The organism is Microbacterium sp. MMO-20, from assembly GCF_037147735.1.
Lineage (GTDB): Bacteria > Actinomycetota > Actinomycetes > Actinomycetales > Microbacteriaceae > Microbacterium.
Map to the genome: position 1 here is coordinate 374,597 of NZ_JBBCUU010000001.1, position 23,424 is coordinate 398,020.

Below are 23,424 nucleotides of genomic sequence, written 5' to 3' on the forward strand. Positions count from 1 at the left end.
GCGGGAGCGGCCTCAGGCCGACTTGCCGGCCTTCAGCATGTAGCCGAAACCGCGTTTGGTCTGGATGAGCGGCTCGGACGAGTACGGATCGATCTTGCGGCGCAGGTAGGAGATGTAGCTTTCGACGATGCCGGCGTCGCCGTTGAAGTCGTACTCCCAGACGTGGTCGAGGATCTGCGCCTTGCTCAGCACCCGGTTGGGATTGAGCATGAGATAGCGCAGGAGCTTGAACTCGGTAGGGGAGAGATCGATCGACACGTCGCCGACGGTGACGTCGTGCGTGTCCTGGTCCATCGTGAGTTCCCCTGCCTTGATGGTGGACTCCTCGTCGGCCTGCATCGTCCGGCGGAGGATCGCCTGCAGTCGCGCCACGATCTCGTCGAGCGAGAAGGGCTTCGTGACGTAGTCGTCGCCGCCCGCGTTGAGGCCCTCGATCTTGTCCTCGGTCTCGTCTTTGGCCGTGAGGAACAGGATCGGCGCGGTGTACCCCGCTCCGCGCAGGCGCTTGGTGACGCTGAAGCCGTTCATGTCGGGGAGCATGACGTCGAGGATGATGAGGTCCGGCTCCTCTTCCAGGACGGCGGAGATCGTCTGCGCGCCATTGCTGACGGCGCGGACCTGGTACCCGGCGAACCGGAGGCTCGTGACGAGCAGATCGCGGATGTTCGGTTCGTCGTCCACGACGAGGATGCGCGGTGCGGTCATGACCCCATACTGGCACCGGAATCCATGCGGTTGCTGGATATCCGCAACCGTGGCCCCGATCGGTCATCATGAAGTGGTGATGCCTGCCCCCGTCCCCGTGCCTGCACCCGTCCTTCTGCCCGCGCTCTCTGCCCTGCCCGCCGATGCGACATCGACCGGGCTGGCCTACCACCGGCTCGTGTTCGCGCGCCGCCGCCGGGGCTGGTGGACACCGCTCGCCGTCGGCGCGCTGGGCCTTGCGTTCTACATCGTGCTGATGGTCGGCGTGACGCTGGTGATGTTCGCCGTCGCGTCGCGCGACGACACCCTCTTCGACAGGATGATCGAGCTCTCGCAGAACCCGACGGTAGGGGCGAGCGACCCCGTCATGCTGGTGGTCCTCCTCGGCACGATCATTCTGATGCTGCCGTGCTACCAGCTCGCGTCGCTCATCGTCAACGGTGCGCGGCTCGGTCTCATCTCTTCGGCGGCGGGCCGATTGCGATGGCGATGGATGCTGCAGTGCGGCCTCGTCGCCGTCGTCCTGTACGCGGTGGTGGCTCTCGTGTCGCTCCTGCTGCCGTCCGACGGCCAGGGCGACGCCGCCCCGCAGCCGCTCTGGGCAGTGTCGCTGGTGCTCATCCTGCTGCTCGTCCCGCTGCAGTCGGCGGCGGAGGAGTACGTCTTCCGCGGCTTTCTCGCGCAGGCGATCGGACGGTGGCTGCGGCATCCGGCATTCGCGATCCTGCTGCCGGTGCCGCTCTTCGTCCTCGGACACCTGTACGACGTGCTCGGTCAGCTCAGCGTCGGGCTCTTCGCTGTCGCGGCGGGCTGGCTCGTCTGGCGCACGGGCGGACTCGAGGCGGCGATCGCGCTGCACGTCGTGAACAACCTATCGGGGTTCCTACTGTCGCTCCCCTCCGGCGCCGATCCAACCGCGAGTGAGACCGGGTGGGTGAGCTTCGTCTCGTCGCTCGTGCTGATCGCCGGATACGTGGCGATCGTCGAGTGGCTGCTGCGCCGCCGCGCGGCTCGGGGCAGGCCGCTTCCGCGCCGGCTCGTGCTCACGCCGCCGCTGCCCGTCTACGCAGCGGCGAGCCCGTCAGCGTCGAGGATCGTGTAGCTGTAACCCTGCTCGGCGAGGAACCGCTGTCGGTTCTGGGCGAAGTCCTGGTCGACGGTGTCGCGGGCGATGAGGGTGTAGAAGCTCGCCGTGTGCCCGCTCTGCTTGGGGCGGAGGAGCCGGCCCAGCCGCTGCGCCTCCTCCTGCCGCGACCCGAATGATCCCGACACCTGGATGGCGACGGATGCTTCGGGCAGATCGATCGAGAAGTTCGCGACTTTCGAGACCACCAGCACAGGGATGCGCCCTTCGCGGAAAGCGCCGTACAGCTCCTCGCGCTCGTCGACGGGTGTCGCGCCCGTGATCTGCGGCGCGCCCAGCGCCTCGGAGAGGATGTCGATCTGGTCGAGGTACTGGCCGATCACGAGGATCTGCTCTCCAGCGTGCCGCGCGACGAGGTCTTTCACGACGTCGATCTTGGCGTGCGCCGTCGCCGCAAGACGGTAGCGTTCGTCGTCGGCCGCGGCCGCGTACTCCATGCGGTCGCCCGGCGGGAGGTCCACGCGGACCTCGTAGCAGACGGCAGGGGAGATGAAACCCTGAGCCTCGATCTCCTTCCACGGCGCGTCGAACCGCTTGGGGCCGATGAGGCTGAACACGTCGCCTTCGCGCCCGTCTTCGCGGACGAGCGTCGCGGTGAGTCCCAGGCGTCGCCGGGCCTGCAGGTCGGCGGTGAGCTTGAACACCGGCGCGGGCAGCAGGTGGACCTCGTCATAGACGATGAGGCCCCAGTCCAGGGCATCCAGGAGCGCGAGGTGCGCGTACTCGCCTTTCCGCTTCGCGGTGAGGATCTGGTAGGTCGCGATCGTGACGGGCTTAACCTCCTTGACCTGGCCGGAGTACTCGCCGATCTCCTCGGGGGTGAGCGACGTGCGCTTGAGCAGTTCGTCGCGCCACTGCCGCGCACTCACGGTGTTGGTGACGAGGATGAGCGTGGTCGTCTTCGTGTCGGCCATCGCGGCGGCGCCGACGAGGGTTTTGCCGGCGCCGCAGGGGAGCACGACGACGCCCGAGCCGCCCTCGCTGAAGATGTCGACGGCCTTGCGCTGGTACGGGCGCAGCGTCCAGCCGTCCTCGGCGAGGTCGATGTCGTGCGGGGTGCCGGGCGTGTACCCGGCGTGGTCCTCGGCGGGCCAGCCCACCTTGAGGAGCTCCTGCTTGATGTGGCCGCGCGCCCAGGCATCCACGGTGAAGACACCCGGCGCGGGATGCCCCGTCAGCAGGGGCTGGATGCGCTTGTTCTTGGCGACCTCGGCCAGCACCGCGGTGTCCGTCGCGCGGAGGATGAGCGTGCCTTCCTCGTCGCGTTCGATGACGAGCCGTCCGTAGCGGTTCACGGTCTCGCGGATGTCGATCGAGACGGATGCCGGGACGGGAAAGCGCGACCACCGGTCGAGCGTCGAGAGCATGTCTTCGGCGGAATGTCCCGCCGCGCGAGCGTTCCACAGGCCCAGCCGTGTGATGCGGTAGGTGTGGATGTGCTCGGGTGCGCGCTCGAGCTCGGCGAACGTCGCGAGCTCGTGACGGGCGCTCTCGGCGTCGGGGTGGGCGACTTCGAGCAGCACGGTGCGGTCGCTTTGCACGATCAGGGGTCCGTCAGCCATAACGGACAATTCTACCGGCGCGCGGTCGCCCCGGGTTCAGGCGGGGCCGACCCGCACGATGCTCGACACCGGCAGCGTGCGCTCGACGTCGACCGTGCGATCGAGGCCGCGCAGGCGCCCGCCGCCGAGGCCCGTCGCCTCGATCGTGAAGGTGCGCTCGGCATCGTCGGGAAGGCGCACCGTGACCGTGATCGTCGCGCGGGCGCGCACCGCCTGTTCGAGCTTGCGTCCGAGCCACGCGGCGTCCGCATCTTCGGACTGGGCCGCCCGCAGTCGCGAGAGAAGATCCGCGTACACCGCTTCCGGGGCCGGAGCGGGATCCGGCGGCGTGGCGAGACGGTGGCGGTCGAGCGGGCGGCGCTGGCCCTCGGCATCCACCGCGATGATCGGGTAGCGGGCGTCCGCGATCATCCAGAACGCGGTGTCGGCACTCGATCGCGTCACGAGATCGTCCCCGTCGGGAACGAGGCCGAGGGGGCGCAGCGCCTGGTCGACCGCGATCGTCTGCAGCATCGCGGCGTCGTCGCTCGCGACGCGGGTGCGGCCGCTCGTGTCGGGGCCGACGCGCAGGGTGCCGTGCCGGGCGGCGGAGCGTTCGATCTCGTACGCGAGCGGCTGCGGCAGTCCCGTGAGCGAGAGCTCGAGCAGGAACTCCCGCAGGGACTCGGCGGTCTCGCCCGCCGTAAGGGCATCGGCGAGCGTCTCGGCGGTGAAGCGGTAGCTGGATGCCTGGGCGCGCGACTCGCGCCGCGCCATCGCGCGCAGTCGCAGGTCCAGGTGCGGCGCGAGCGACCCGGGTGCGATCGCGGTGAGGTCGTTCTGCAGGTAGACACGGTCGACCTCGGGGGGCAGGAGGGCGCCGAGAGCAGCCTCGTCCGGCGCGGCGCCGTCCGCCGCCCGGCCCATCCACACGGTCGGCTCGCCGGCGCCGTCGACGATCGCCCAGCGCTGCAGGAGGCTCGCGAGCTCCTCGGCGCGTGCGGACCACGAGGGATCGTACGGGTACGCGTTCGGCCACGCGGGCAGCGGGAGCCAGCCGCCCGGCGCGGTGCGCAGAGCCGCCGGCAGGTCGGCGATCAGACGTGCCGCGACGGCGGACCAGCGGGCGGCGGTGCTCCCGCCGAGCCACTCCATGCCCGCGGGCGTGACGAGGAGCGTGCGCCCCTCGGGAACGAGCAGGCCCGCGCTCTGCCCGATCGCGACGAGCTCGTCGGCGGCTGCGGCATCCTCCACCGCGCCGGTCTCGACGAGGCGGCGGCGATCGGCGGCGCCCAGGGTCCCTGCCCCGATGCGGCCGAGGGGTGCGACGAGCGCCGCGTGCAGCACGTCGGCGAGTGAAGCCGTGGCAGTGAAGGCGCGTTCGGCCGATGCCGCGTCGGCGGCCGGACCGTCAGCGCGAGCCTCCGGCGTCGCCTCCCACGTGGCCGCGTCGACGCGGCTCGTTGCGCGAACGGTGTCGGCGACGCTCTCCCAGACGCGCCCGTCGGCGTCGAGTAGGGCGCGGGCGACGAGGGCGTCGCGTGCGGCGCCGGGAGGGGCGCCGGTGGCCACGGCCGCGTCCAACGCGTCGGCCTCTGCGGCGGTCAAGTCGACGAGGGCGCGCGAGATCGACACCGGGTCGAGCAGGTGCTCGGCGGCATCGAACGCGTCGTTCCAGTGCGCGGTGGGGGAGACGTGCCGGGCGAGGAGCAGTGCGGCGAGAGAACGGTCATCCCGCGCCGCGAGCTCGTGCGCGAGGGTGCGCGCGGAGGGCCCGGTCACGATCAGCGACCCTTGCCGACCCGCGCCTTCCGGATGAAGGTCATGATGAGCACCGTCAACAGGAGCAGGAACGCCACGATCGGGGCGATGTACACCGTCGTGCCGAGCGCAGGCCAGACGCCGGTGCCCATGTCTGCGCCCGAACGCGACCCGATGATGATCGCGGCGAAGCACACGATCGACAGCACGACGAGCCCGAGGGACATGAACGCGAGGATGCGATCGATCCGGCGGACGGGCAGATCGTCGGTCGGCTTCGGAGTGCGCGGTGCGGAGGAGGACATCGGCTTCAGCCTACTGCGTCGCGCCGCTCGATGCGCAGGCCGTGCCGTAGGCTGGGAGAGGGGTATCCGTCCCCTCTTTCACAGCGCCCGCACGCGGCGAGCACATCAGCGAGGTTCACATGCCCACCGGCAAGGTCAGGTTCTACGACGACGAGAAGGGTTTCGGCTTCATCACCACCGATGACGGCCAGGACGTCTTCCTGCACGCCACGGCCCTTCCTGCGGGATCGGTCGTGAAGACCGGCTCGCGACTCGAGTTCGGTGTCGCCGACGGCAAGCGCGGCCTGCAGGCCCTCGCGGTGCGAGTGCTCGACGCGCCGGTGAGTCTGGCCAAGCGCAACCGTCCGAAGCCCGACGATATGGCGATCATCATCGAAGACGTCGTGAAGCTGCTCGACAAGGTCGGCGGGGACCTCCGCCGCGGACACTACCCGAGCGGGGCCCAGGGCACGAAGGTCGCGGCGATCCTGCGCAAGGTGGCCGATGACCTCGACGCCTGAGCCTGCCGCTTCGGTGGCCGCTTTCGCGGACGAGCGGCTGCTCGGCGCGCACGATCTCGCACTCGCGGCTCTGCGGGAGATCACCCCGGCGGCGACGATCGGCGAGCCCGCGGGCTACACGCTCGAGGACGGCGGCGTCGTATCGCTGCGGTTCGCGAACACGATGGAGGGCTACCCGGGCTGGTTCTGGACGGTGAGCGTCGCCGTCGTGGATGACGCCGAGCCCACCGTGCTCGAGGCCGAGCTGCTGCCCGGAGACGGCGCGCTGCTGGCCCCGGAGTGGATCCCCTGGGCTGTGCGTCTCGCCGAGTACCAGGCGGCCGCGGCCGCAGCGGCGGACGCAGCCGGCGAGGAGGACGACGCCGACGATGCCGAGGACCTCGAGGGCGACGACGAGCACGACGTCGACGACCTGGACGATCTGGATGCCGCCGACTTCGACGACGACGGCTCGCCGATCCTCCACGCGGGCGACGTCGACGGCGTCGACATCGACGAGCTCGACGACTCCGCTCCGGAGGCCGACGAAGACGACGAGTCCGATGACGACGAGGACGGCGCGGACGGCGACACTCCCGACGTCGAGTCCTGACACGGCCGCCCGCTGACGGGGCGACCGCGTCGTCGCTCGTCAGTCGCGCTGGTGCTCGACGGTGTACTCGATGCACTTGACGAGCTGGCGCACGTCGTCGGGCTCGATCGAGACGAACGTCGCGATGCGCAGCTGGTTGCGGCCGAGCTTGCGGTAAGGCTCGGTGTCGACGATGTCGTTGGAGCGGAGGCTCGACGCCACCGCCGCGGCATCCACGCTGTCGTCGAAGTCGATCGTGACGACGACCTGCGACCGGTCGGCGGGGTCGGCGACGAACGGAGTCGCGTACGAGACCGACTCGGCCCAGTCGTAGAGCACCTGCGACGACTCGGCGGTGCGGGCCGACGCCCAGCCGAGGCCGCCGTTGCCGTTGATCCACTCGAGCTGCTTGTCGAGAAGGAACAGCGTCGCGACGGCGGGGGTGTTGAGGGTCTGGTTCAGCCGCGAGTTGTCGAGCGCGTTCTTGAGGCTCAGAAATTCGGGGATGTAGCGCCCGGATGCCGCGACGCGCTCGATCCGCTCGATCGCCGCAGGCGAGACCGCGGCGAACCACAGGCCGCCGTCGGAGCCGAGGTTCTTCTGCGGCGCGAAGTAGTAGACGTCCGTCTCGGAGATGCGCAGGTTGATGCCGCCCGCGGCGCTTGTCGCGTCGATCACGGTGAGTGCGCCCTCGTCACCGACGACGCGGGAGACGGGCGCCGAGACGCCGGTGGAGGTCTCGTTGTGCGGCCAGGCGTAGACGTCGACGCCCTCGACGGCTTCGGCGACGGCACGTGTGCCGGGTTCGGCCTTGCGCACGTCCGGAGCCTCGAGCCAGGGGGCGCCCGCGGCGGCGGCGAACTTGCCGCCGAACTCGCCGAAGACGAGGTTCTGCGCGCGCTTCTCGATGAGACCGAACGATGCGGCATCCCAGAAGGCCGTCGACCCGCCGTTGCCGACGATGATCTCGTAGCCCTCGGGGAGGCGCAGCATGTCGGACAGGCCCATACGCACCTGGCCGACGAGGTTCTTGATGGGCGCCTGGCGGTGCGAGGTGCCCATGAGGACGGCGCCGGGGCCCGCGAGTGCCGCGAGCTGCTCGGGTCGGATCTTCGACGGTCCGCAGCCGAAGCGTCCGTCGGTGGGCAGGATCTCGCGGGGCAGCGTCACGTGGGCCATGACCCCGATTCTAGGGCGAGCGGATAGGCTGGAACTTCACCCCCGACATCGCGCACCGAGGCCTGCCATGACCGATCTGATCGATACCACCGAGATGTACCTGCGCACGATCCTCGAGCTCGAGGAGGAGGGGATCGTTCCCCTCCGCGCGCGCATCTCCGAGCGCCTCGGGCACTCGGGTCCCACGGTGTCGCAGACGGTGGGGCGCATGGAGCGTGACGGCCTCGTCGTCGTGACCGACGACCGCTCGCTCGCGCTCACCGAGTCGGGCCGCCACAAGGCCGTCGACGTGATGCGCAAGCACCGCCTCGCCGAGCGCCTGCTCTCGGATGTCATCGGACTCGACTGGGCGTTCGTCCACGAAGAGGCGTGCCGCTGGGAGCACGTCATGAGCGAGCAGGTGGAGCGTCGTCTCATCGAGTTGCTCGGGCACCCGACCGAATCGCCGTACGGCAACCCGATCCCCGGCCTCGACCAGCTGGGCGACGTTCCCGCGCGCACGTTCGACGAGGGCGTCGTCGGGCTCGTGCGTCTGCTCAACGAGACCGACGGGCCCGTCGCGGGCACCGTTCGCCGGCTCGCCGAGCCGGTCCAGGTCGATCCCGAGCTGCTCACGCAGCTGCGCGAGGCGGGCGTCGTCCCCGGCGCGACCGGCGACTACCGCTTCAACGAGGGCTACGTGCTCGTGCAGATGGACGGGCAGGCCGACGGTCTGGAGCTGCCCGTCGAGGTCGCGTCGCACATCTTCCTGGTGGATGCCGCGCCCCAGGTCTGAACCGGCCGCGCCGGCCCGCACCGATCCGTGCAGGCCCGTGTGCGAGTCTGGACGTCGGGTGGGAGAGTCCTGCACACCGCGAACCCTGCGTGACATATTCGTTACCTTCGGGTAGCCTCGAAAAGTCCACCTGGCGAGAAGCCCGCCACGGACCGCCGCTCGGATTGCCTCATGGGTTCGTCGTCCGCACGGTGACACCCGTACATCTGTGCCCGACACCGAGTGCCGACGAACCAGCAATCCTCCGGATGTCGGAGGGCATGCAGAGGCGCCGGAGGACCATTGGCTGAACAGTTCGACTCGTCGCAAGAGACCCCCGAATCCGACGCGACGACCCCCGCTCCCACGCGGCGCACGGCCCTGGGCCGCGTCCGTGCTCTCGCGACCGCGCGCGCGACGACGCCCGTGCCCCGTCGCGCGGCATCCGTCCCGCAGACCCGGGCCGCCCGTCGCGCGGCCGGCAAGCCCCATCCGATGCGCAGCTTCCTGACCGTCGCCGCCGTTGCCGGGCTCGTCGCCACGGTGGCCGTGCCGGCAGCGCTGAGTGCGACCGGCAGCACGCCGGCCGAGGCGGCTGTGACGACGCTGCAGCAGGTCGCCGCCGACAACGCCCAGTCGCTCGTCGTCGCTTCGGAGGCGACGCCCGCGGCTCTCGAGCGCGGCAGCTACAGCGCCACCACGCCCGAGGAGATCCAGGCGAAGAAGGACGAGGAGGCCGCCAAGGCCGCCGCTGCCGCGCGCATCGCCGCGGCAGCCACCACCGCGTCGAGCGACTACACGGGCTCCCTCGTCGAGTCGATCGCGCCGGCCGGCTCGGTCGTGCGACCCCTGCCGTACTTCAACAACTTCGGCGAGCCGTACGCGGGCCACAAGGGCACCGACTACATGGTCGACCGCGGTACGCCGATCTACGCGATCGCCGACGGCGTCGTCGTCGCCTCCGACGAGAACGGTCCGGGCTGGGGTGTCTACATCAAGATCGCCCACAACATCGGCGGTCAGAGCGTCACATCGCTGTACGCGCACATGCTCTACGGCTCGCGCCGGGTCGCCGTCGGCGACACCGTCCGCGCCGGTCAGATCATCGGCCAGGTGAGCGACACCGGGCTCGCGTACGGCACGCACCTGCACCTCGAGATCTACGTCAACGGCTCGTGGATCTACGCCGAGGACTTCCTGCAGGCCAACGTCCACTGAGTGCGTTACCCTGATCCCGACGCTCGCAGAGGCCGAGGGGGAAGCTGATGGACCAAGCAGGAGCAGGCATCCGCACCATGGATGCCCTCTGCCGGAGTGTCTCCGGTCGCTACGTCCTGCGGCATCGTGTGCACGAGAGCCGCGGCATCCGCCGCGCGACGAAGGCGCTGTCTCGATGACAGCGCCTTTTTTCGTGCCCGCACGCTCCTCCTCGGGGCCTGTGCGCGTCGACCGAGAGGCCCGCTGAAGCCGTCAGGGGCCGTTCGAGAGGACGCCGCATGCGCACACTGGTACTGAACGCAGGATACGAACCGCTCGCCATCGTGTCGTTCAAACGGGCCCTCGTGCTCGTCATGAACGAGAAGGCCACCGTGATCGAGCACATCGACGGAAACCCCGTGTGGGGGCTGAGAGGTCCGCTGGACCGACCCGCCGTCATCGTGCTCACCCGATACGTCCGGGTTCCGGGGGCGCGTCGCGTGCCCGTCACGAGACGCGGTGTGCTGCGGCGCGACGCGCATCGCTGCGCCTATTGCGGCGCCGGCGCCACGACGATCGACCATGTGCTGCCGCGCTCGCGCGGCGGTGCGGATTCGTGGGAGAACCTCGTCGCCTGCTGTCTGCGCTGCAACAACGTGAAGGGCGATCGCACGCCGCAGGAGATGAAGTGGGAGCTGCGGTGGATGCCGCAGCCGCCCCGCGGGGCGCAGTGGACCGTGCGGGGCACGGAGCGCTCGGACCCCGCCTGGGAGCCGTACCTCTCGCTCGCGGCCTGATCGGGGCCTTTCGCCCGCCCGGTCCGCCTCCGCGGGGACCATGTCGGAGGTCGAGATTATCTTCGATCTCACCGGATTGAATGTCTAGAACAAAAGTTCTAACCTGGTGGGATGAGGACGATCGTGGCGGACGCGGGAGCGATCCAGGCGCTGCGCGCGCAGGTGGAGCGCCTGCAGGGGCGTCGCCTCGACGTGCCCGTGCTGCCGGTGCCGCCGGCGCTCGCCGACCTCCTCCCCGGCGGGGGACTACGACCGGGGTCGTCGTACGCGCTCGGGCGATCGACGTCACTGCTGTTCGCTCTGCTCGCCCGCCCGTCGCAGAGCGGCGCATGGTGTGCCGCGGTCGGCATGCCGCACCTGGGCGCGGAGGCGGCGCGGGCGGCGGGGGTCGATCTGTCGCGGTTCGTCTTGGTGCCCGATCCCGGACAGCGCTGGCTCGCGGTGACGGCGGCGATCGCCGACGTGCTGCCGATCGTGGCGGTGCGCCCGCCCGCGCGCGCGAAAGATGCCGACATCGCGCGCTTGGCGGCCCGCATGCGCGAGCGGGAGACGGTGCTTCTCGTGCAGGGGCCGTGGCCGCAGACCGAGGCGATGATCGATGTCGGCGACCCGTCCTGGTCGGGCCTCGGCGAGGGCTACGGGCTGCTCGACGGGCGGGAGCTGACTGTCACGGTGACCAGCCGTCGCTTCCCGTCGCCGCGGACGGGCCGGGTGCTGCTGCCGGATGCCGAGGGTGCGGTCTCGGGCATCACGGGCGCACCCGTCTCCGAGAAGCGCAGCGCGGAGCCGCGCTGGGGCCTGGCGCGGGCGGCGGGCTGATGGCGACCTCGACGGATGCCGCGGGAGATGTGGCTCCGCGCACGCTCGTCGTGTGGGTGCCGGACTGGCCGATCGTGGCCCTCTCCCGTGACGGCGACGACCCGCCCCCGCAGGGCGCGCCCATCGCGATCTTCGCGAAGGGCGCGGTGGTGGCCTGCTCGGCGGCGGCGCGCGCCGAGGGGGTGCGGCGGGGACAGCGCCGGCGCGACGCGCAGGCGCGGTGCCCGCAGCTCGAGGTCGTGCTGGACGATCCGGTGCGCGATCATCGGGCATTCGCGCCCGTCGTGGCCGCCGTCGAGGAGGCCGCTCCCGACGTCCAGGTGATCCAGCCCGGGCTCCTCGCCCTGCGGGCGAGGGGGCCGGCGCGCTTCTACGGCGGCGAGGCGGCCGCGGCGACCGTGCTCGCCGGCACGGTCGCCGCGCAGGGGGTCGACGATGTGCGTGTCGCCGTGGCCGACGGCGCTTTCACGGCGGAACAGGCCGCGCGGGTGGGGACGCGGGCATCCGATCCGTTGCGGATCGTGCCGCAGGGTGATGCCTCTGCTTTTCTCGCACCGTTGCCCGTGGCCGTGCTCGACGATGACACCGTGAGCCTGTTCGGCCGGCTCGGCGTGCAGACGCTCGGGGCCGTCGCAGCGCTCGGGCCGGAGCGGCTGAGCGAACGCTTCGGCGCGCGCGGCGCGCGGCTGTATGCCTTGGCATCCGGTCGGGATCCTCGGCCCGTGCAGGCACGGACCCCGCCGCCCGAGCTGCACCGCGAGATCGCGTTCGAGCCGCCCGTGGCGCTCGCCGATCAGATCGCGTTCGCCCTCCGCATGCCTGCGGAGGAGTTCACTCTGCGCCTGGGGGAACAGGGGCTCGTCTGCACCGAGCTGCGGGTCGTGCTCACGGGCGAGCACGGCGATCGCAGCGAGCGAGTGTGGCTGCACCCGGGGGCGTTCGACGCGGCGGCGATCGTCGACCGGGTGCGCTGGCAGCTCGCCGAGCAGGCCGCGCGCATCGGGCACGGCGCGGCCGGCGCGGCTGCCACGACGGCGGCGGCTGCGCGCATCGGGGGACTGCGCATCGGGGGACTGCGCAGTGCGGTGACGAGCGTGCGCATCGAACCGGAGGGCGTGGATGCCGCGGCCCACCACACGGCGCGCCTGTTCGGTTCGGGCCCCGAGGAGCGCGTGCATCACGCGCTCTCGCGCGTGCAGGCGATGCTCGGACACCAGGGCGTCCTCACGCCGGAGATCGGCGGCGGTCGGTGGCTCGCCGAACGGCAGCATCTCGTGCCGTGGGGGGATGTGCGGGCGGAGGGGCGTCGGGAGTCGGCAGGGCAGGCGGAGCAGGGGGCGCCGTGGCCGGGGAGCCTGCCGGGGCCGTTGCCGACGTCGGTGTTCACTCCGCCGCTGCCGGTCGCCGTGCTCGATCAGGACGGCGACATGGTGGCTGTGGACGCCCGGGGTGACCTCACCGCCGACCCCACCTGGATCAGCGCGGGTGACGGGGTGCGGCGTGGCATCCGGCACTGGGCGGGTCCGTGGCCGGTCACGGAGCGCGGGTGGGATCCTGTGCGGGCGCGGGCCGCGCACCGTTTCCAGGTGATCGACAGCGCGCAGGCGGCGTGGCTGCTCGTGTGCGAAGAGGGCACCTGGCAGGCGGAGGGGGTGTACGACTGATGGGATTCAACAACCCCTCCGTGACGTGGTCGGAGATGGAGCGGCTGCTCAGCGGACGCGCGAAGGAGCCCGACGGCGGCGACGGTCCGGCGTTTTCGCGCAAGCGCGGAAAGTACGAGGCGCCGCCGATCGAGCGCCCCGACGATCCCGTTCCCTATGCCGAGCTGCACGCGCACTCGTCGTACTCGTTCCTCGATGGCGCGTCTTCACCTGCCGAGCTCGCCGAAGAGGCCGAGCGGTTGGGTCTGCACGCGCTCGCCGTGACCGATCACGACGGGTTCTACGGGATCGTGCGTTTCGCCGAGGCGGCCGAGCAGCTGCACGTGCAGACAGTGTTCGGAGCCGAGCTGTCGCTCGCGGACGATCCGTTCTCGGCCGCGCCCGCGCGGGGCGGACCGGCTGATCCGGGCGGGTCGCACCTGCTCGTCCTCGCCCGCGGCGAGGAGGGTTACCACCGCCTCGCCGCCGCGATCACGCACGCTCAGCTCGCCGGGGGTGAGAAGGGGCGCCCGCGTTACGACCTCGACGATCTCGCTGAGCGGGCCGGCGGGCACGGGGATGCGCACTGGGCTGTGCTGACCGGATGCCGCAAGGGCGCCGTGCGGCAGGCGCTGGCATCCGGGGGCGCCGCCGCGGCTGCCGATGCGCTCGATCGGCTCGTCCAGCGCTTCGGGCGCGACGCGGTGAACGTCGAACTCATCGACCACGGCGGCCCCGCCGACACCCGCGACAACGATCTGCTCGCCGCGCTCGCCGCGGAGCGCGGGCTGCCGATCCTCGCGACGAACAACGTGCACTACGCCGTGCCCGAACGGGTGCACCTGGCGGCTGCGGTCGCCGCGGTGCGGGCGAACCGGGGCCTCGACGACCTCGACGGCTGGCTCCCGTCGCACGCGAGTGCGCACTTGCGGTCGGGCGCCGAGATGGCGCGCCGCTTCCGTCGGTACCCCGGCGCGATCTCGCGCACCGTGAGCCTCGCCGACGAGCTCGCCTTTCCGCTGCGGCGCGCGAAGCCCGCGCTGCCCAAGACGGCGGTTCCGGAGGGGCACACGCCGATGTCGTGGCTGCGACAGCTCGTGTGGGATGCCGTGCCGCGCAAGTACCCCCATGCCACGGACGCCGACCGCGCCCGCATCGAGAAGGAGCTCGGCGTCATCGAGCAGAAGGACTTTCCGGGGTACTTCCTCATCGTGCACGGGATCGTCGCCGAGGCTCGCCGCCGCGGCATCCTGTGCCAGGGGCGCGGGTCGGCGGCCAACAGCGCCGTCTGCTACCTGCTCGACATCACGGCCGTCGACTCGATCTTCTACAACCTGCCGTTCGAGCGGTTCCTCTCCGCGATGCGCGAGGAGGAGCCCGATATCGACGTCGATTTCGACTCGGACCGACGCGAGGAGATCATCCAGTGGGTGTTCGACACGTACGGCCGCGAGCGGGCCGCGCAGGTCGCGAACGTCATCCAGTACCGGCCGAAGAACGCCGTCCGCGACATGGCGAAGGCCCTCGGTCACTCGCCGGGCCAGCAGGATGCCTGGTCGAAGCAGGTCGAGCGGTGGGAGGGCCCCGTCCCGGGTGCTCACGACATCCCCGACCGGGTGCTGGAGTACGCCGGCGCGCTCATGAAGGCGCCGCGCCACCTCGGCATCCACTCCGGCGGCATGGTGCTCACCGAGCGCCCCGTCGGCGAGGTCGTGCCGATCGAGCACGCGCGCATGGAAAAGCGCACTGTCATCCAGTGGGACAAGGACGACGCGGCGTGGATGGGGCTCGTGAAGTTCGATCTGCTGGGGCTCGGCATGCTCGCCGCTCTGCAGTACTGCTTCGATCTCATCCGCGCAGCGACGGGGGAGGAGTGGTCGCTCGATGCGATCCCGAAGGAGGAGGCCGCGGTCTACGACATGCTGTGCCGGGCGGATTCGATCGGGGTCTTCCAGGTGGAGTCGCGTGCGCAGATGGGGCTACTGCCGCGCCTCCAGCCGCGGCGGTTCTACGATCTCGTGATCGAGATCGCGCTCATCCGACCGGGGCCGATCCAGGGCGGGGCGGTGCACCCGTACGTGCGGCGCAAGGTGCAGGGCGAGACCGTCACGTACGCCCATCCGAAACTGAAGCCGGTGCTCGAGCGCACCCTCGGCATCCCGATCTTCCAGGAGCAGCTCATGCAGATGGGCATGGCCGTCGGCGACCTGACGGGGGAGGATGCCGATGTGCTCCGCCGCGCGATGGGGTCCAAGCGCGGCATCGAGCGGATCGAGTCGGTGAAGGAGAAGCTGTACGCCGGCATGAAGCGCAACGGCTTGGTAGGCGATGTCGCCGACGACATCTACGCGAAGATCCAGGCGTTCGCGAACTTCGGGTTCGCCGAGAGCCACTCCCTGTCGTTCGCGCTGCTGGTCTACGCGTCGTCGTGGCTCAAACTGCACTACCCGGGGGCGTTTCTCGCCGCTCTCCTGCGGGCGCAGCCGATGGGGTTCTACTCGCCGGCATCCCTCACCGCCGACGCGCGCCGGCACGGGGTGCGGGTGCTGCGCCCGGACCTCCACCTCTCCGGCGCCGATGCGACGCTCGAGCCCCTCGAGCCGCTTGAGCCGCTCGGGGAGGGGGGTGCGCCGGCGACCGGCAGGGATGCCTGCACCGATCGCCGTCAACCGCCCGTCCCGCTGTTCGACGCGACCGCCCCCGACGAATCCGCCGCGCATCGCCGCGACGGGGCGTTCGCGGTGCGGCTCGGCCTCGCCGCGGTGACGGGGATCGGTCAGCCCCTCGCGCAGCGGATCGTCGCGGCGCGCGAGGCGCACGGGCCGTTCCGCGACCTGCGCGACCTCGTCCGTCGCACGAACGCGACCGAGGCGCAGGTCGAGGCGCTCGCCACCGCGGGGGCGTTCGAGGGCATGGGCATCTCACGGCGCGAGGGGCTGTGGCTGGCGGGGGATGCCGCGAAGGATCGCACCGAGTTCCTCGAGGGCACGCTCGTATCGGTGCAGCCGCCGCTGTTTCCCGACCAGTCGAGCTACGACATCCTCGCCGCCGATCTCTGGGCGACGGGCTTGTCGACCGACGATCATCCGCTCGTGCACTACCGGTCGCAGCTCGATGCGCGGGGTGTGCTCACAGCGCGCGGGCTGCGCACGCACGAGGTCGGGCGCCGTGTGGAGGTCGCCGGGCTCGTGACGCACCGTCAACGGCCGGCGACGGCGTCGGGCATCACGTTCCTGAACCTGGAGGACGAGCACGGCCTCATGAACGTGATCTGCTCGAAGGGGGTGTGGGACAGGTATCGGCGGGTGCTGCGGGATGCCCCGGCGCTCATCGCCCGGGGCATGCTGGAGCGCTCGCCGGAGGGGGTGACGAACCTCGTGGCCGATGCCTTCGAGGATCTGCGGATCGGGGTGCAGCACCGGTCCCGCGACTTCCGGTGACCGGTGCTGCCCCGAATCGCGCGTGGCGGCCGGCGGGCTCAGCGCTTCTGCGCGAGCGCGAACCCGACACCGCCGTTGTCGTCGATCTGCGCATCCAGCACGCGATCTCCGAGCTGCACGGTCGAGACGGCGTCGACGAAGACCCGTGCCCCGCCGTCCTCGACAACGGTGTCGCCTTGCTCGGGGGCGTCGGCCAGAGTGACGGCGTAGCCCTCGTTCGGGGCCGTGGCCTGCGCGATGCGCAGACCCGCGGTGTCCGTCGGCAGCTTCTGGACGAGGTGCTTGACGGCGGTGGTGGCGTTCTCGGTGAGTGTGAGCATGGTGCTCTCCTTCCGTGGATTGCTTCCGTGGATGAGTCGGCCACGATTCCGAGAATGCGCGCCGAACGCAACCTGTGACACACCTTGGGTCCGCACTCACACGGGATACGGAGGTTCGCCGCTGTCAACCCTCGCCGCACAGCCGCCGCCGGGCGTAGCGTCGGAGCATGGCGAACGTTGCGGACTTCTTCATCGAGACTCTCAAGCGGGCCGGCGTCGATCGGGTGTGGGGACTGCCCGGCGACTCTCTGAACGCCTTCACCGACGCGCTCAGGCGCGACGGCGGCATCCGGTGGCTGCATATGCGTCACGAAGAGGCTGCGGCCTTCGCGGCCGGGGCGGATGCCGAGTTGACGGGTGATCTCGCCGTCGTCGCGGGATCGTGCGGGCCGGGCAATCTGCACTTCATCAATGGACTGTTCGACGCGAACCGCAACCGGGTGCCGGTGCTCGCGATCGCATCGCACATCCCGTCGGCCGAGATCGGCAGCACGTACTTCCAGGAGACGCATCCGCAGGAGCTGTTCCGTGAATGCAGCGTGTACACCGAGCTGGTCTCCGACCCCGCGCAGCTGCCGTGGGTGCTCGAGATCGCGATGCGCACCGCGGTGGAGAAGCGCGGTGTCGCGGTCGTCGTGGTGCCCGGCGATGTGTTCTTCGCCGATGCTCCGAGCCGCCGGCCGACCGCGCCGATTCGGCCGACCCGGTCGAGCGTGCTGCCGGATGCCGCGGACATGCACGCCGTCGCCGAGCTGATGAACGGGGCGAAGAAGGTGACGATCCTCGCGGGCGCCGGTGTCGCAGGGGCGCACGACGAGGTCGTCGCGCTCGCCGCGAAGCTGCAGGCGCCGGTCGTGCACGCGCTGCGGGGCAAGGAGCACATCGAGTGGCAGAACCCGTACGACGTCGGGATGACGGGGCTGCTCGGGTATGCGTCGGGGTATCGCGCGATGGAGAAGTGCGATGTGCTGCTCATGCTCGGCACCGACTTCCCGTACCGCCAGTTCTTCCCCGAGAAGGCGAAGATCGTGCAGGTCGACATTCGCGGGGAGCAGCTGGGCCGGCGCACACCGATCGACGTCGGCCTCGTCGGGGGCGTGCGCGAGACGGTGGAGGCGTTGCTGCCGCTCATCGACGACGGCCGCAGCGACGCCTTCGCGAAGGAGTCGGTCGAGCACTACCGCAAGACCCGGAAGGGGCTCGACGAGCTTGCCGTCGACGACGGCAAGGCGCCGGTGCACCCGCAGTACGTCGCACGGCTGCTCGATGAGCTGGCCAGTGAGGATGCTGTGTTCACGGCCGACGTCGGAAGCCCCGTCATCTGGGCGGCGCGCTACCTGACGATGAACGGCCGGCGGCGGCTGCTGGGGTCGTTCCTGCACGGGTCGATGGCGAACGCGATGCCGCAGGCGCTCGGCGCCCAGGCATCCGACCGGGGTCGTCAGGTGATCGCGCTCGCCGGCGACGGCGGGCTCGCGATGCTGATGGGCGATCTGCTGTCGATCCGGCAGAACGAGCTGCCCGTCAAGATCGTCGTCTTCAACAACGCGTCGCTGAACTTCGTCGAGTTGGAGATGAAGGCGGCCGGCATCGTCAACTTCGGCACGGGCCTCGAGAACCCGTCGTTCGCCGCCGTCGCCGAGTCGGTGGGCGTCACCGGCATCCGGGTGGAGAAGGCGTCGGAGCTGCGCGATGCGCTGACGCGTGCGCTCGCGACCGAGGGGCCGGTGCTCGTCGACGTCGTGACGGCGCGTGAGGAACTGTCGATGCCGCCGTCGATCACGGCCGCGCAGATGAAGGGCTTCACCGTGTGGGCGCTGAAGACCGTGCTGTCGGGTCGGGGCGACGAGCTGCTGGATCTCGCCGACACGAACGTGTGGCGTCGGATCTTCCACTGACGAGCAGGCGGGGGAGCGACGACGGCGATCCTGTGATCGCTCCTCTGGCGCCAGGTCTGGGAGCGCTCCCGTAGAGTGGATGCCGTTCCCCCCTCTGCGCGATGACCACTCCTTCACCCACCCGCCGTCGAGACATCCAAGGGCTGCGCGCTCTCGCTGTGCTCGCGGTGATCGGCGCGCACGCCGCCGGGTGGCCGCGCGGCGGCTTCGCCGGGGTGGATGTGTTCTTCGTCATCTCGGGATTCGTGATCACCGGCTCCCTGCTGCGCGAGCAGCGGGAGGCGGCGCGGATCTCGCTCGCGCGCTTCTACGCTCGGCGCGCGCGTCGGTTGATGCCGGCGGCGATCGTCACCATCGCAGCGGTCGTCGGGGTGGGATTCGCGCTGTACCCTCGGATCCGCGCCGAGGAGGTCTTCGCCGACGGCGTCGCTTCGATGCTCTTCGCGTCGAACTGGTGGTTCGCCGCGCAGGGCATGGACTATTTCGCCGCGACGACCTCGGTCTCACCGCTCCAGCACTTCTGGTCGCTGTCCGTGGAGGAACAGTTCTATCTCGTCTGGCCCGGCCTGCTCGTCGTGCTGATCCTCTTTCTGCCGCGTGCGGCGCGAGCGGGGCGGGGCCTGGCGGTGCTCACCGCGGTGGCAGCTGCTGCCGTGTGTGCGTCGTCGTTAGGCGTCGCGGTCGCACAGAGCGCCCATCAGCCGTCCCTGGCGTACTTCTCGACGGCGACCCGTGCGTGGGAGTTCGCCCTCGGTGCCCTCTTGGCCGCCGCGGCGCCGTTGACGCGACGTCTCCCCGGGGCGCTGGGCGCGCTCCTCGCCCTCGCCGGGACGATCGGGATCATCGCGTCGTTCTTCGTGCTCGAGCCGTCCGCACCGGGATTTCCGGGCCCGTGGGCGGCGGTTCCGGTGGGAGCGACCGCGCTCGTGATTCTGGGCGGTGCGGTCACTCCGCCGGTTGTGCTGTTCCCTCTGACCAACCGGCTGAGCGGCGCCATCGGCGACGCGTCGTATTCGCTCTACCTCTGGCACTTCCCGGTCGTGGTCTTCGCGGCGGCGTTCCTCCCGGCGTCGGGCTGGTCGCTCGCGGTGATTCTCCTCGCCGTGGCGGTGCTGGGATCGGTCTCGTACCTGCTCGTCGAGCAGCCCCTGCGCTACGCGCCCTTCCTCGGCGCGCGGCCGCTTTCGGCGCCCCGAGAGGAACCCACCTCAGCGGAGGGCTCGCCGGACGCCGCTGTCGCGCCGTCCGTCGATGCGTCGGACTCCGCGCCGCCGGCGAGTCCAGCGCTATCGATCCCGACGCGGCGTCCGGCGGGGTGGCAACCGGGATCGCGCTACTACCCCGGCGCGGCGCGGCCCGCGGCATCCGCGGCGGCGCCTTCGGTGGCATCGCCGGTGGCACCTGTCGCGGGCGCGCCCGCGCCGCCGTCGGCAATGGCGCTCTCGGTCGCGTCGCCGCCGGTGATCACGTCGCGCCCGGTGCCACCAGAGGCGCCCGAGGCAAGCGCGTCGCCCGTCGAGACGTGGCGGCAGCGGTTCGGCGCTCAGATGGCACTGAGCGCGACGGGGCTGGTCGTCGCGGGGCTCGTCGGTGTGCTCATCGTGCAGAGCCTCGCCCCCGTCGACGCGTCTGCTCTTCAGACTGGAGGGCAGCCGACGATCGAGGCGCCCGGCGATCCGACGGGGGCGCTGCAGGCAGACCTCGCGGCCGCCGCAGGGGCGACGAGCTGGCCGGAGCTGCATCCGACGCTCGACGATGTGATGGCGCAGTCGTCCGGCGCCAACCCTGCGCACGACTGCTTCGTGCCCGCCCCCGCGCCGAGTGCCGCGGCGTGCTCGTGGGGCGCATCGGACGCGCCGCACCACGTGTATCTGGTCGGGGATTCGACCGCGATGGCGTACGCGCCTGCGTTGCGCGCGATGGCCGAGAGCAGCGGCGGAGCGCTCCGCGTGACGACGGTAGGCCTGTATGGATGCCGCTTCACGGATGTGCTCGTGCAGAACGACGACCCCGCGGTGATGCAGGCGTGCCCCGGGCGAAAGGCGGACGTCGCGGCGATGATCGCTGCCGATCAGCCGGAGGCAGTCCTCGTGTCCAACGCGTACACCCTCGCGCGCAGTGCCGACGGGCGAGACCTTTCGGCGAGCGACCTCGTCGCCGCCGAGGCGGCGGAGGCCGCCACGTACGGCATGGCCGGCAGAGTGACCTTCGTGGCTGCGCCGCCCGAGGGTGCTCCGCTGGGCAACTGCTACACGCGGATCGGGTCTCCGTACGCGTGTGCCACGAGCATCCCCCAGACGTGGAAAGACATCCAGTCGGCGACCGAGCAGATCGCGATTGCTCAGGGCGAGCGGGTCATCGACTCCCGCCCGTTCACCTGCTGGGATGAGATCTGTCCCGCGTTCGCGGGGACGCTGCCGATCCGCTACGACCAGACGCACCTCACGGTCGAGTACTCCGAGCACATCGCCCCGTACCTGTGGTGGTGGCTGACCTCCAACGGTGTGCTGGCACCCTGAGACGTCATCGCGCGTGAGTTGTCCGGGCGGCTCTGGGCGCGTTCTGCGCTGGCACTCAACCGCGCGTGCGACGATCTCACCATGAGAGCAGCACCCCGCGCCTGGCACTTCGTGGCGACCGCCGTCGCGCTCGCCGTGCTGCTCGCCGGGTCGTACCTGTTCTTCGTGCAGGGCTACATGGGGCAGCTGATCGACGAGCAGGCGCGCACGGGTGCGCAGTTCGCCGTCGTCGCACAGGCGTCGAATCTGCTGGATGCCGTGCCGTTGCTGAGCGCAGGGCTCGTACTGATCGCCGTCGTGATCGGTGCGATCCGGCGGCAGGGAGCGGCGACGGTCGTCGCGCTCGTTGTTGTCGCGGCGGCGAATCTGACGACCCAGCTGCTGAAGCACGAGCTCCTCACCCGTCCCGACAACGGGGCGACGGGGGAGTGGCACAACTCATTCCCCTCAGGGCATACCACCGTGATCGTGTCGGCCGTGTTCGCGCTGTTCCTCGTCAGCGCGCCGCGGCTGCGTCCGCTGATCGCGGCTGTGGGGGCGCTTGCGATCGTCGCCGTCGGGGCACTTCTCGTCGGGAGCCAGTGGCACCGGCCGAGCGACATCGTCGCCGGGGTGCTCGTCGTCGCGATCTACGTCTTTCTCGGCGGCGCGGTGCTCGCGCGGGTGCGCCCGGCGGCGCCGTCCGGACCGCGCACGGGTGTCGCCGGCACGGTCGCCCTGCTGGTGCTCGCTGCGGTTGCCGCCACGGCGGCGCTCACGCTGGCGTATCTGACGGCGGATGCCTCGACCGAAGGCTCTGCGGCGGCGACGGCGGCCGGGTTCGTGGCGATCGCCGCGGCGACGGGCGGCACCGCCGTCTTGGCATCCCGTCTGTTCCGACGCGTCGGCTGACCACGGACTGTGAGCCGCGGCCCGGCCGGTAGACTCGACGGGCCCGCCTCTGTAGCTCAGTGGAAGAGCAGGCGCGTCCTAAGCGAATGGTCGGGGGTTCGAATCCCTCCAGGGGCACCGTGTGATGAGTCGCGACATAGGAGACATCTGAGTCGCGTCATAGGTGACATTCATGAGAGGGAGCCCGGCCATCGGCCGGGCTCTTTTTCGTTGTTTCGCCAGTAGGTTCTGGTGGGGTCGATGGTGTTGGTCGCAACGATTTCGCCGGTGTCGAGGTGGATGACGGTGACGGTGTGTTCGTCGGCGATGAGGATGCAGCGTTTCCCGCGGTGTTCGACACCGATGCCGAGGTGGTGCATGCGGGCGGCTCTTCTGAAGCTGATCTTCCCGTTGCTGCCGACGTGGTCGTATCGGATCCGGTAGTGGGCGGCATCAGGCCGGCTGCCGGCTGGGGCGGTTTTCGGTGATGTGGTGTAGGCGGTGGCCGGCGTCTGTCCGTCGCGGGCGCGGTGCGGGCGGGCGGTGTTGTAGTGCTCCCGGAACGTGTCGAGCTGAGCTTGCAGCTCGAGGACTGTGGCGGCGCGAGGGCGGGCGGCCAGCCATCGCTTCAGGGTCTGGTGGAACCTCTCGATCTTCCCTTGGGTTTGCGGGTGGTTGGGGGCGCCGTTCTTCTGCCGGATGCCGAGGGCGGCGAGGAGGTATTCGAATTCGTTGCGTCCGCCGCCGTGGCGGGCGGTGTAGACGCGGCCGTTGTCGGTGAGGGTCGACGCGGGCGGCCCGTAGGTGTCGACGGTGGTGAGGAAGGTGTCGACCACGGTGCGGCCGGTGACGGGCCGGTGGGCGGTGCAGCTGAGCAGGAGGCGGGAGTGGTCGTCGAGCCAGTTCAGGATCTCGATGTCGGTGCCGTCGGCGAGGCGCCAGTGGGTGAAGTCGGATTGCCAGGTCTCGTTCGGCTGCGCGGCTTCGAACCGAACGCACGAGGACTTCGGGCGTTTGCGGGGTTCGGGGGTGATCAGTCCGGCGGTGTGCAGGATGCGGCGGATCGTGGACGTCGAGGGGGAGGTAAGTCCTTCCTGTCGCAGATGCCAGGCGATCGTGACCGGGCCGGCATCCGTCCCCGCCGCCGTCAGTGCACGGCGCAGCTGGACCACCCGGTCCCGGACACGTCCGGTGACGGCTTGCGGGCTGCTCAACGGTGCCCGCGACCGGGCGTCCAACCCGTCCAAGCCCTCGTCCCGGTATCGGGCGAGGAGCCTGTGCAGATACTGCCGCGACACCCCGTACTCGGCGGCGGCCGCGGTGACCGACAGCTCCCCGGCAACGACCTTCAACACCACGACCCGATGCTTCGACGACATGCCCGAGTGTCGCCTATGACCCGACTCACGTGTCGCCGATCACCTGTCGCCTATGTCGCGAATCCAGACACCCTCAGGTCCA

Annotated in this window: 20 protein-coding genes; 13 read left to right on the forward strand and 7 right to left on the reverse strand. The window is 70.6% G+C overall.

Annotated elements, in window-relative coordinates; translation table 11 throughout:
* Nucleotides 1-12: 12 nt before the first annotated feature.
* Nucleotides 13-705, reverse strand: coding sequence for a response regulator transcription factor (locus WFI52_RS01945; protein ID WP_336625266.1), 693 nt, complete (start codon nt 703-705; stop codon nt 13-15).
* Nucleotides 706-784: 79 nt separating this feature from the next.
* On the opposite strand from WFI52_RS01945, the gene WFI52_RS01950 reads away from it, so the two are divergent.
* Nucleotides 785-1,807, forward strand: a complete 1,023-nt coding sequence (locus WFI52_RS01950) for a CPBP family intramembrane glutamic endopeptidase (protein WP_336625265.1) — start codon at nt 785-787, stop codon at nt 1,805-1,807.
* On the opposite strand, the gene WFI52_RS01955 is transcribed toward WFI52_RS01950, so the two are convergent.
* The 3 genes from WFI52_RS01955 to WFI52_RS01965 are packed head-to-tail and all read right to left on the reverse strand — an operon-like array spanning nt 1,768 to nt 5,456.
* On the reverse strand, nt 1,768-3,411 hold the full coding sequence (locus tag WFI52_RS01955; protein ID WP_336625264.1) for a DNA repair helicase XPB: 1,644 nt from the start codon (nt 3,409-3,411) through the stop codon (nt 1,768-1,770). The two genes, WFI52_RS01950 and WFI52_RS01955, sit on opposite strands and share 40 nt — an antisense overlap.
* Before the next feature lie 36 nt (nt 3,412-3,447).
* Entirely contained in the window at nt 3,448-5,172 is a 1,725-nt protein-coding gene (locus WFI52_RS01960; protein WP_336625263.1) for a helicase-associated domain-containing protein, read from the reverse strand.
* 2 nt (nt 5,173-5,174) lie between these two features.
* Nucleotides 5,175-5,456, reverse strand: a complete 282-nt coding sequence (locus WFI52_RS01965) for a multidrug ABC transporter ATPase (RefSeq protein ID WP_336625262.1) — start codon at nt 5,454-5,456, stop codon at nt 5,175-5,177.
* Nucleotides 5,457-5,575: 119 nt separating this feature from the next.
* Here WFI52_RS01965 and WFI52_RS01970 point away from each other — a divergent pair, with 119 nt between their 5' ends.
* Nucleotides 5,576-5,956: a cold-shock protein gene (locus WFI52_RS01970; protein WP_336625261.1), complete on the forward strand. Its 381-nt coding sequence runs from the start codon at nt 5,576-5,578 to the stop codon at nt 5,954-5,956.
* Nucleotides 5,940-6,548: a DUF3027 domain-containing protein gene (locus tag WFI52_RS01975; protein WP_336625260.1), complete on the forward strand. Its 609-nt coding sequence runs from the start codon at nt 5,940-5,942 to the stop codon at nt 6,546-6,548. The genes WFI52_RS01970 and WFI52_RS01975 overlap by 17 nt, the downstream gene beginning before the upstream one ends.
* Nucleotides 6,549-6,587: 39 nt before the next feature.
* Here the strand turns inward: WFI52_RS01975 and serC are convergent, their stop codons facing one another.
* Nucleotides 6,588-7,706: a phosphoserine transaminase gene (gene serC, locus WFI52_RS01980; protein WP_336625259.1), complete on the reverse strand. Its 1,119-nt coding sequence runs from the start codon at nt 7,704-7,706 to the stop codon at nt 6,588-6,590.
* A gap of 67 nt (nt 7,707-7,773) precedes the next feature.
* Here serC and WFI52_RS01985 point away from each other — a divergent pair, with 67 nt between their 5' ends.
* The 7 genes from WFI52_RS01985 (at nt 7,774) to WFI52_RS02015 (ending at nt 16,356) form a co-directional block, all read left to right on the forward strand.
* Nucleotides 7,774-8,481 (forward strand): metal-dependent transcriptional regulator, encoded by a 708-nt coding sequence (locus WFI52_RS01985; protein WP_336625258.1) that lies wholly within the window; start codon nt 7,774-7,776, stop codon nt 8,479-8,481.
* A 282-nt stretch (nt 8,482-8,763) separates the two neighbouring features.
* Complete coding sequence (locus tag WFI52_RS01990; RefSeq protein ID WP_336625257.1) at nt 8,764-9,678, forward strand: peptidoglycan DD-metalloendopeptidase family protein; 915 nt, start codon at nt 8,764-8,766, stop codon at nt 9,676-9,678.
* 47 nt (nt 9,679-9,725) lie between these two features.
* Entirely contained in the window at nt 9,726-9,857 is a 132-nt protein-coding gene (locus WFI52_RS01995) for a hypothetical protein (RefSeq protein WP_336625256.1), read from the forward strand.
* Between the two features lie 99 nt (nt 9,858-9,956).
* A complete protein-coding gene (locus WFI52_RS02000; protein WP_336625255.1) occupies nt 9,957-10,454 on the forward strand; it encodes an HNH endonuclease in 498 nt (165 codons plus the stop codon).
* A gap of 111 nt (nt 10,455-10,565) precedes the next feature.
* Complete coding sequence (locus WFI52_RS02005; RefSeq protein WP_336625254.1) at nt 10,566-11,273, forward strand: hypothetical protein; 708 nt, start codon at nt 10,566-10,568, stop codon at nt 11,271-11,273.
* Nucleotides 11,273-12,937, forward strand: coding sequence for a DNA polymerase Y family protein (locus WFI52_RS02010; RefSeq protein ID WP_336625253.1), 1,665 nt, complete (start codon nt 11,273-11,275; stop codon nt 12,935-12,937). The genes WFI52_RS02005 and WFI52_RS02010 overlap by 1 nt, the downstream gene beginning before the upstream one ends.
* The gene (locus WFI52_RS02015; RefSeq protein WP_336625252.1) at nt 12,937-16,356 is read left to right on the forward strand and encodes an error-prone DNA polymerase; all 3,420 of its coding nucleotides are present in this window, start codon (nt 12,937-12,939) and stop codon (nt 16,354-16,356) included. The genes WFI52_RS02010 and WFI52_RS02015 overlap by 1 nt, the downstream gene beginning before the upstream one ends.
* Nucleotides 16,357-16,394: 38 nt before the next feature.
* Here the strand turns inward: WFI52_RS02015 and WFI52_RS02020 are convergent, their stop codons facing one another.
* On the reverse strand, nt 16,395-16,676 hold the full coding sequence (locus tag WFI52_RS02020) for a HesB/IscA family protein (RefSeq protein ID WP_336625251.1): 282 nt from the start codon (nt 16,674-16,676) through the stop codon (nt 16,395-16,397).
* Between the two features lie 167 nt (nt 16,677-16,843).
* Here WFI52_RS02020 and poxB point away from each other — a divergent pair, with 167 nt between their 5' ends.
* From poxB to WFI52_RS02035, 3 genes are all read left to right on the forward strand, one after another.
* On the forward strand, nt 16,844-18,574 hold the full coding sequence (gene poxB / locus WFI52_RS02025) for a ubiquinone-dependent pyruvate dehydrogenase (RefSeq protein WP_336625250.1): 1,731 nt from the start codon (nt 16,844-16,846) through the stop codon (nt 18,572-18,574).
* A 101-nt stretch (nt 18,575-18,675) separates the two neighbouring features.
* Entirely contained in the window at nt 18,676-21,093 is a 2,418-nt protein-coding gene (locus tag WFI52_RS02030) for an acyltransferase family protein (RefSeq protein ID WP_336625249.1), read from the forward strand.
* Between the two features lie 81 nt (nt 21,094-21,174).
* On the forward strand, nt 21,175-21,984 hold the full coding sequence (locus WFI52_RS02035) for a phosphatase PAP2 family protein (protein WP_336625248.1): 810 nt from the start codon (nt 21,175-21,177) through the stop codon (nt 21,982-21,984).
* Nucleotides 21,985-22,154: 170 nt separating this feature from the next.
* Here the strand turns inward: WFI52_RS02035 and WFI52_RS02040 are convergent, their stop codons facing one another.
* On the reverse strand, nt 22,155-23,342 hold the full coding sequence (locus WFI52_RS02040) for an IS481 family transposase (RefSeq protein WP_336625247.1): 1,188 nt from the start codon (nt 23,340-23,342) through the stop codon (nt 22,155-22,157).
* Between the last annotated feature and the right edge of the window lie 82 nt (nt 23,343-23,424).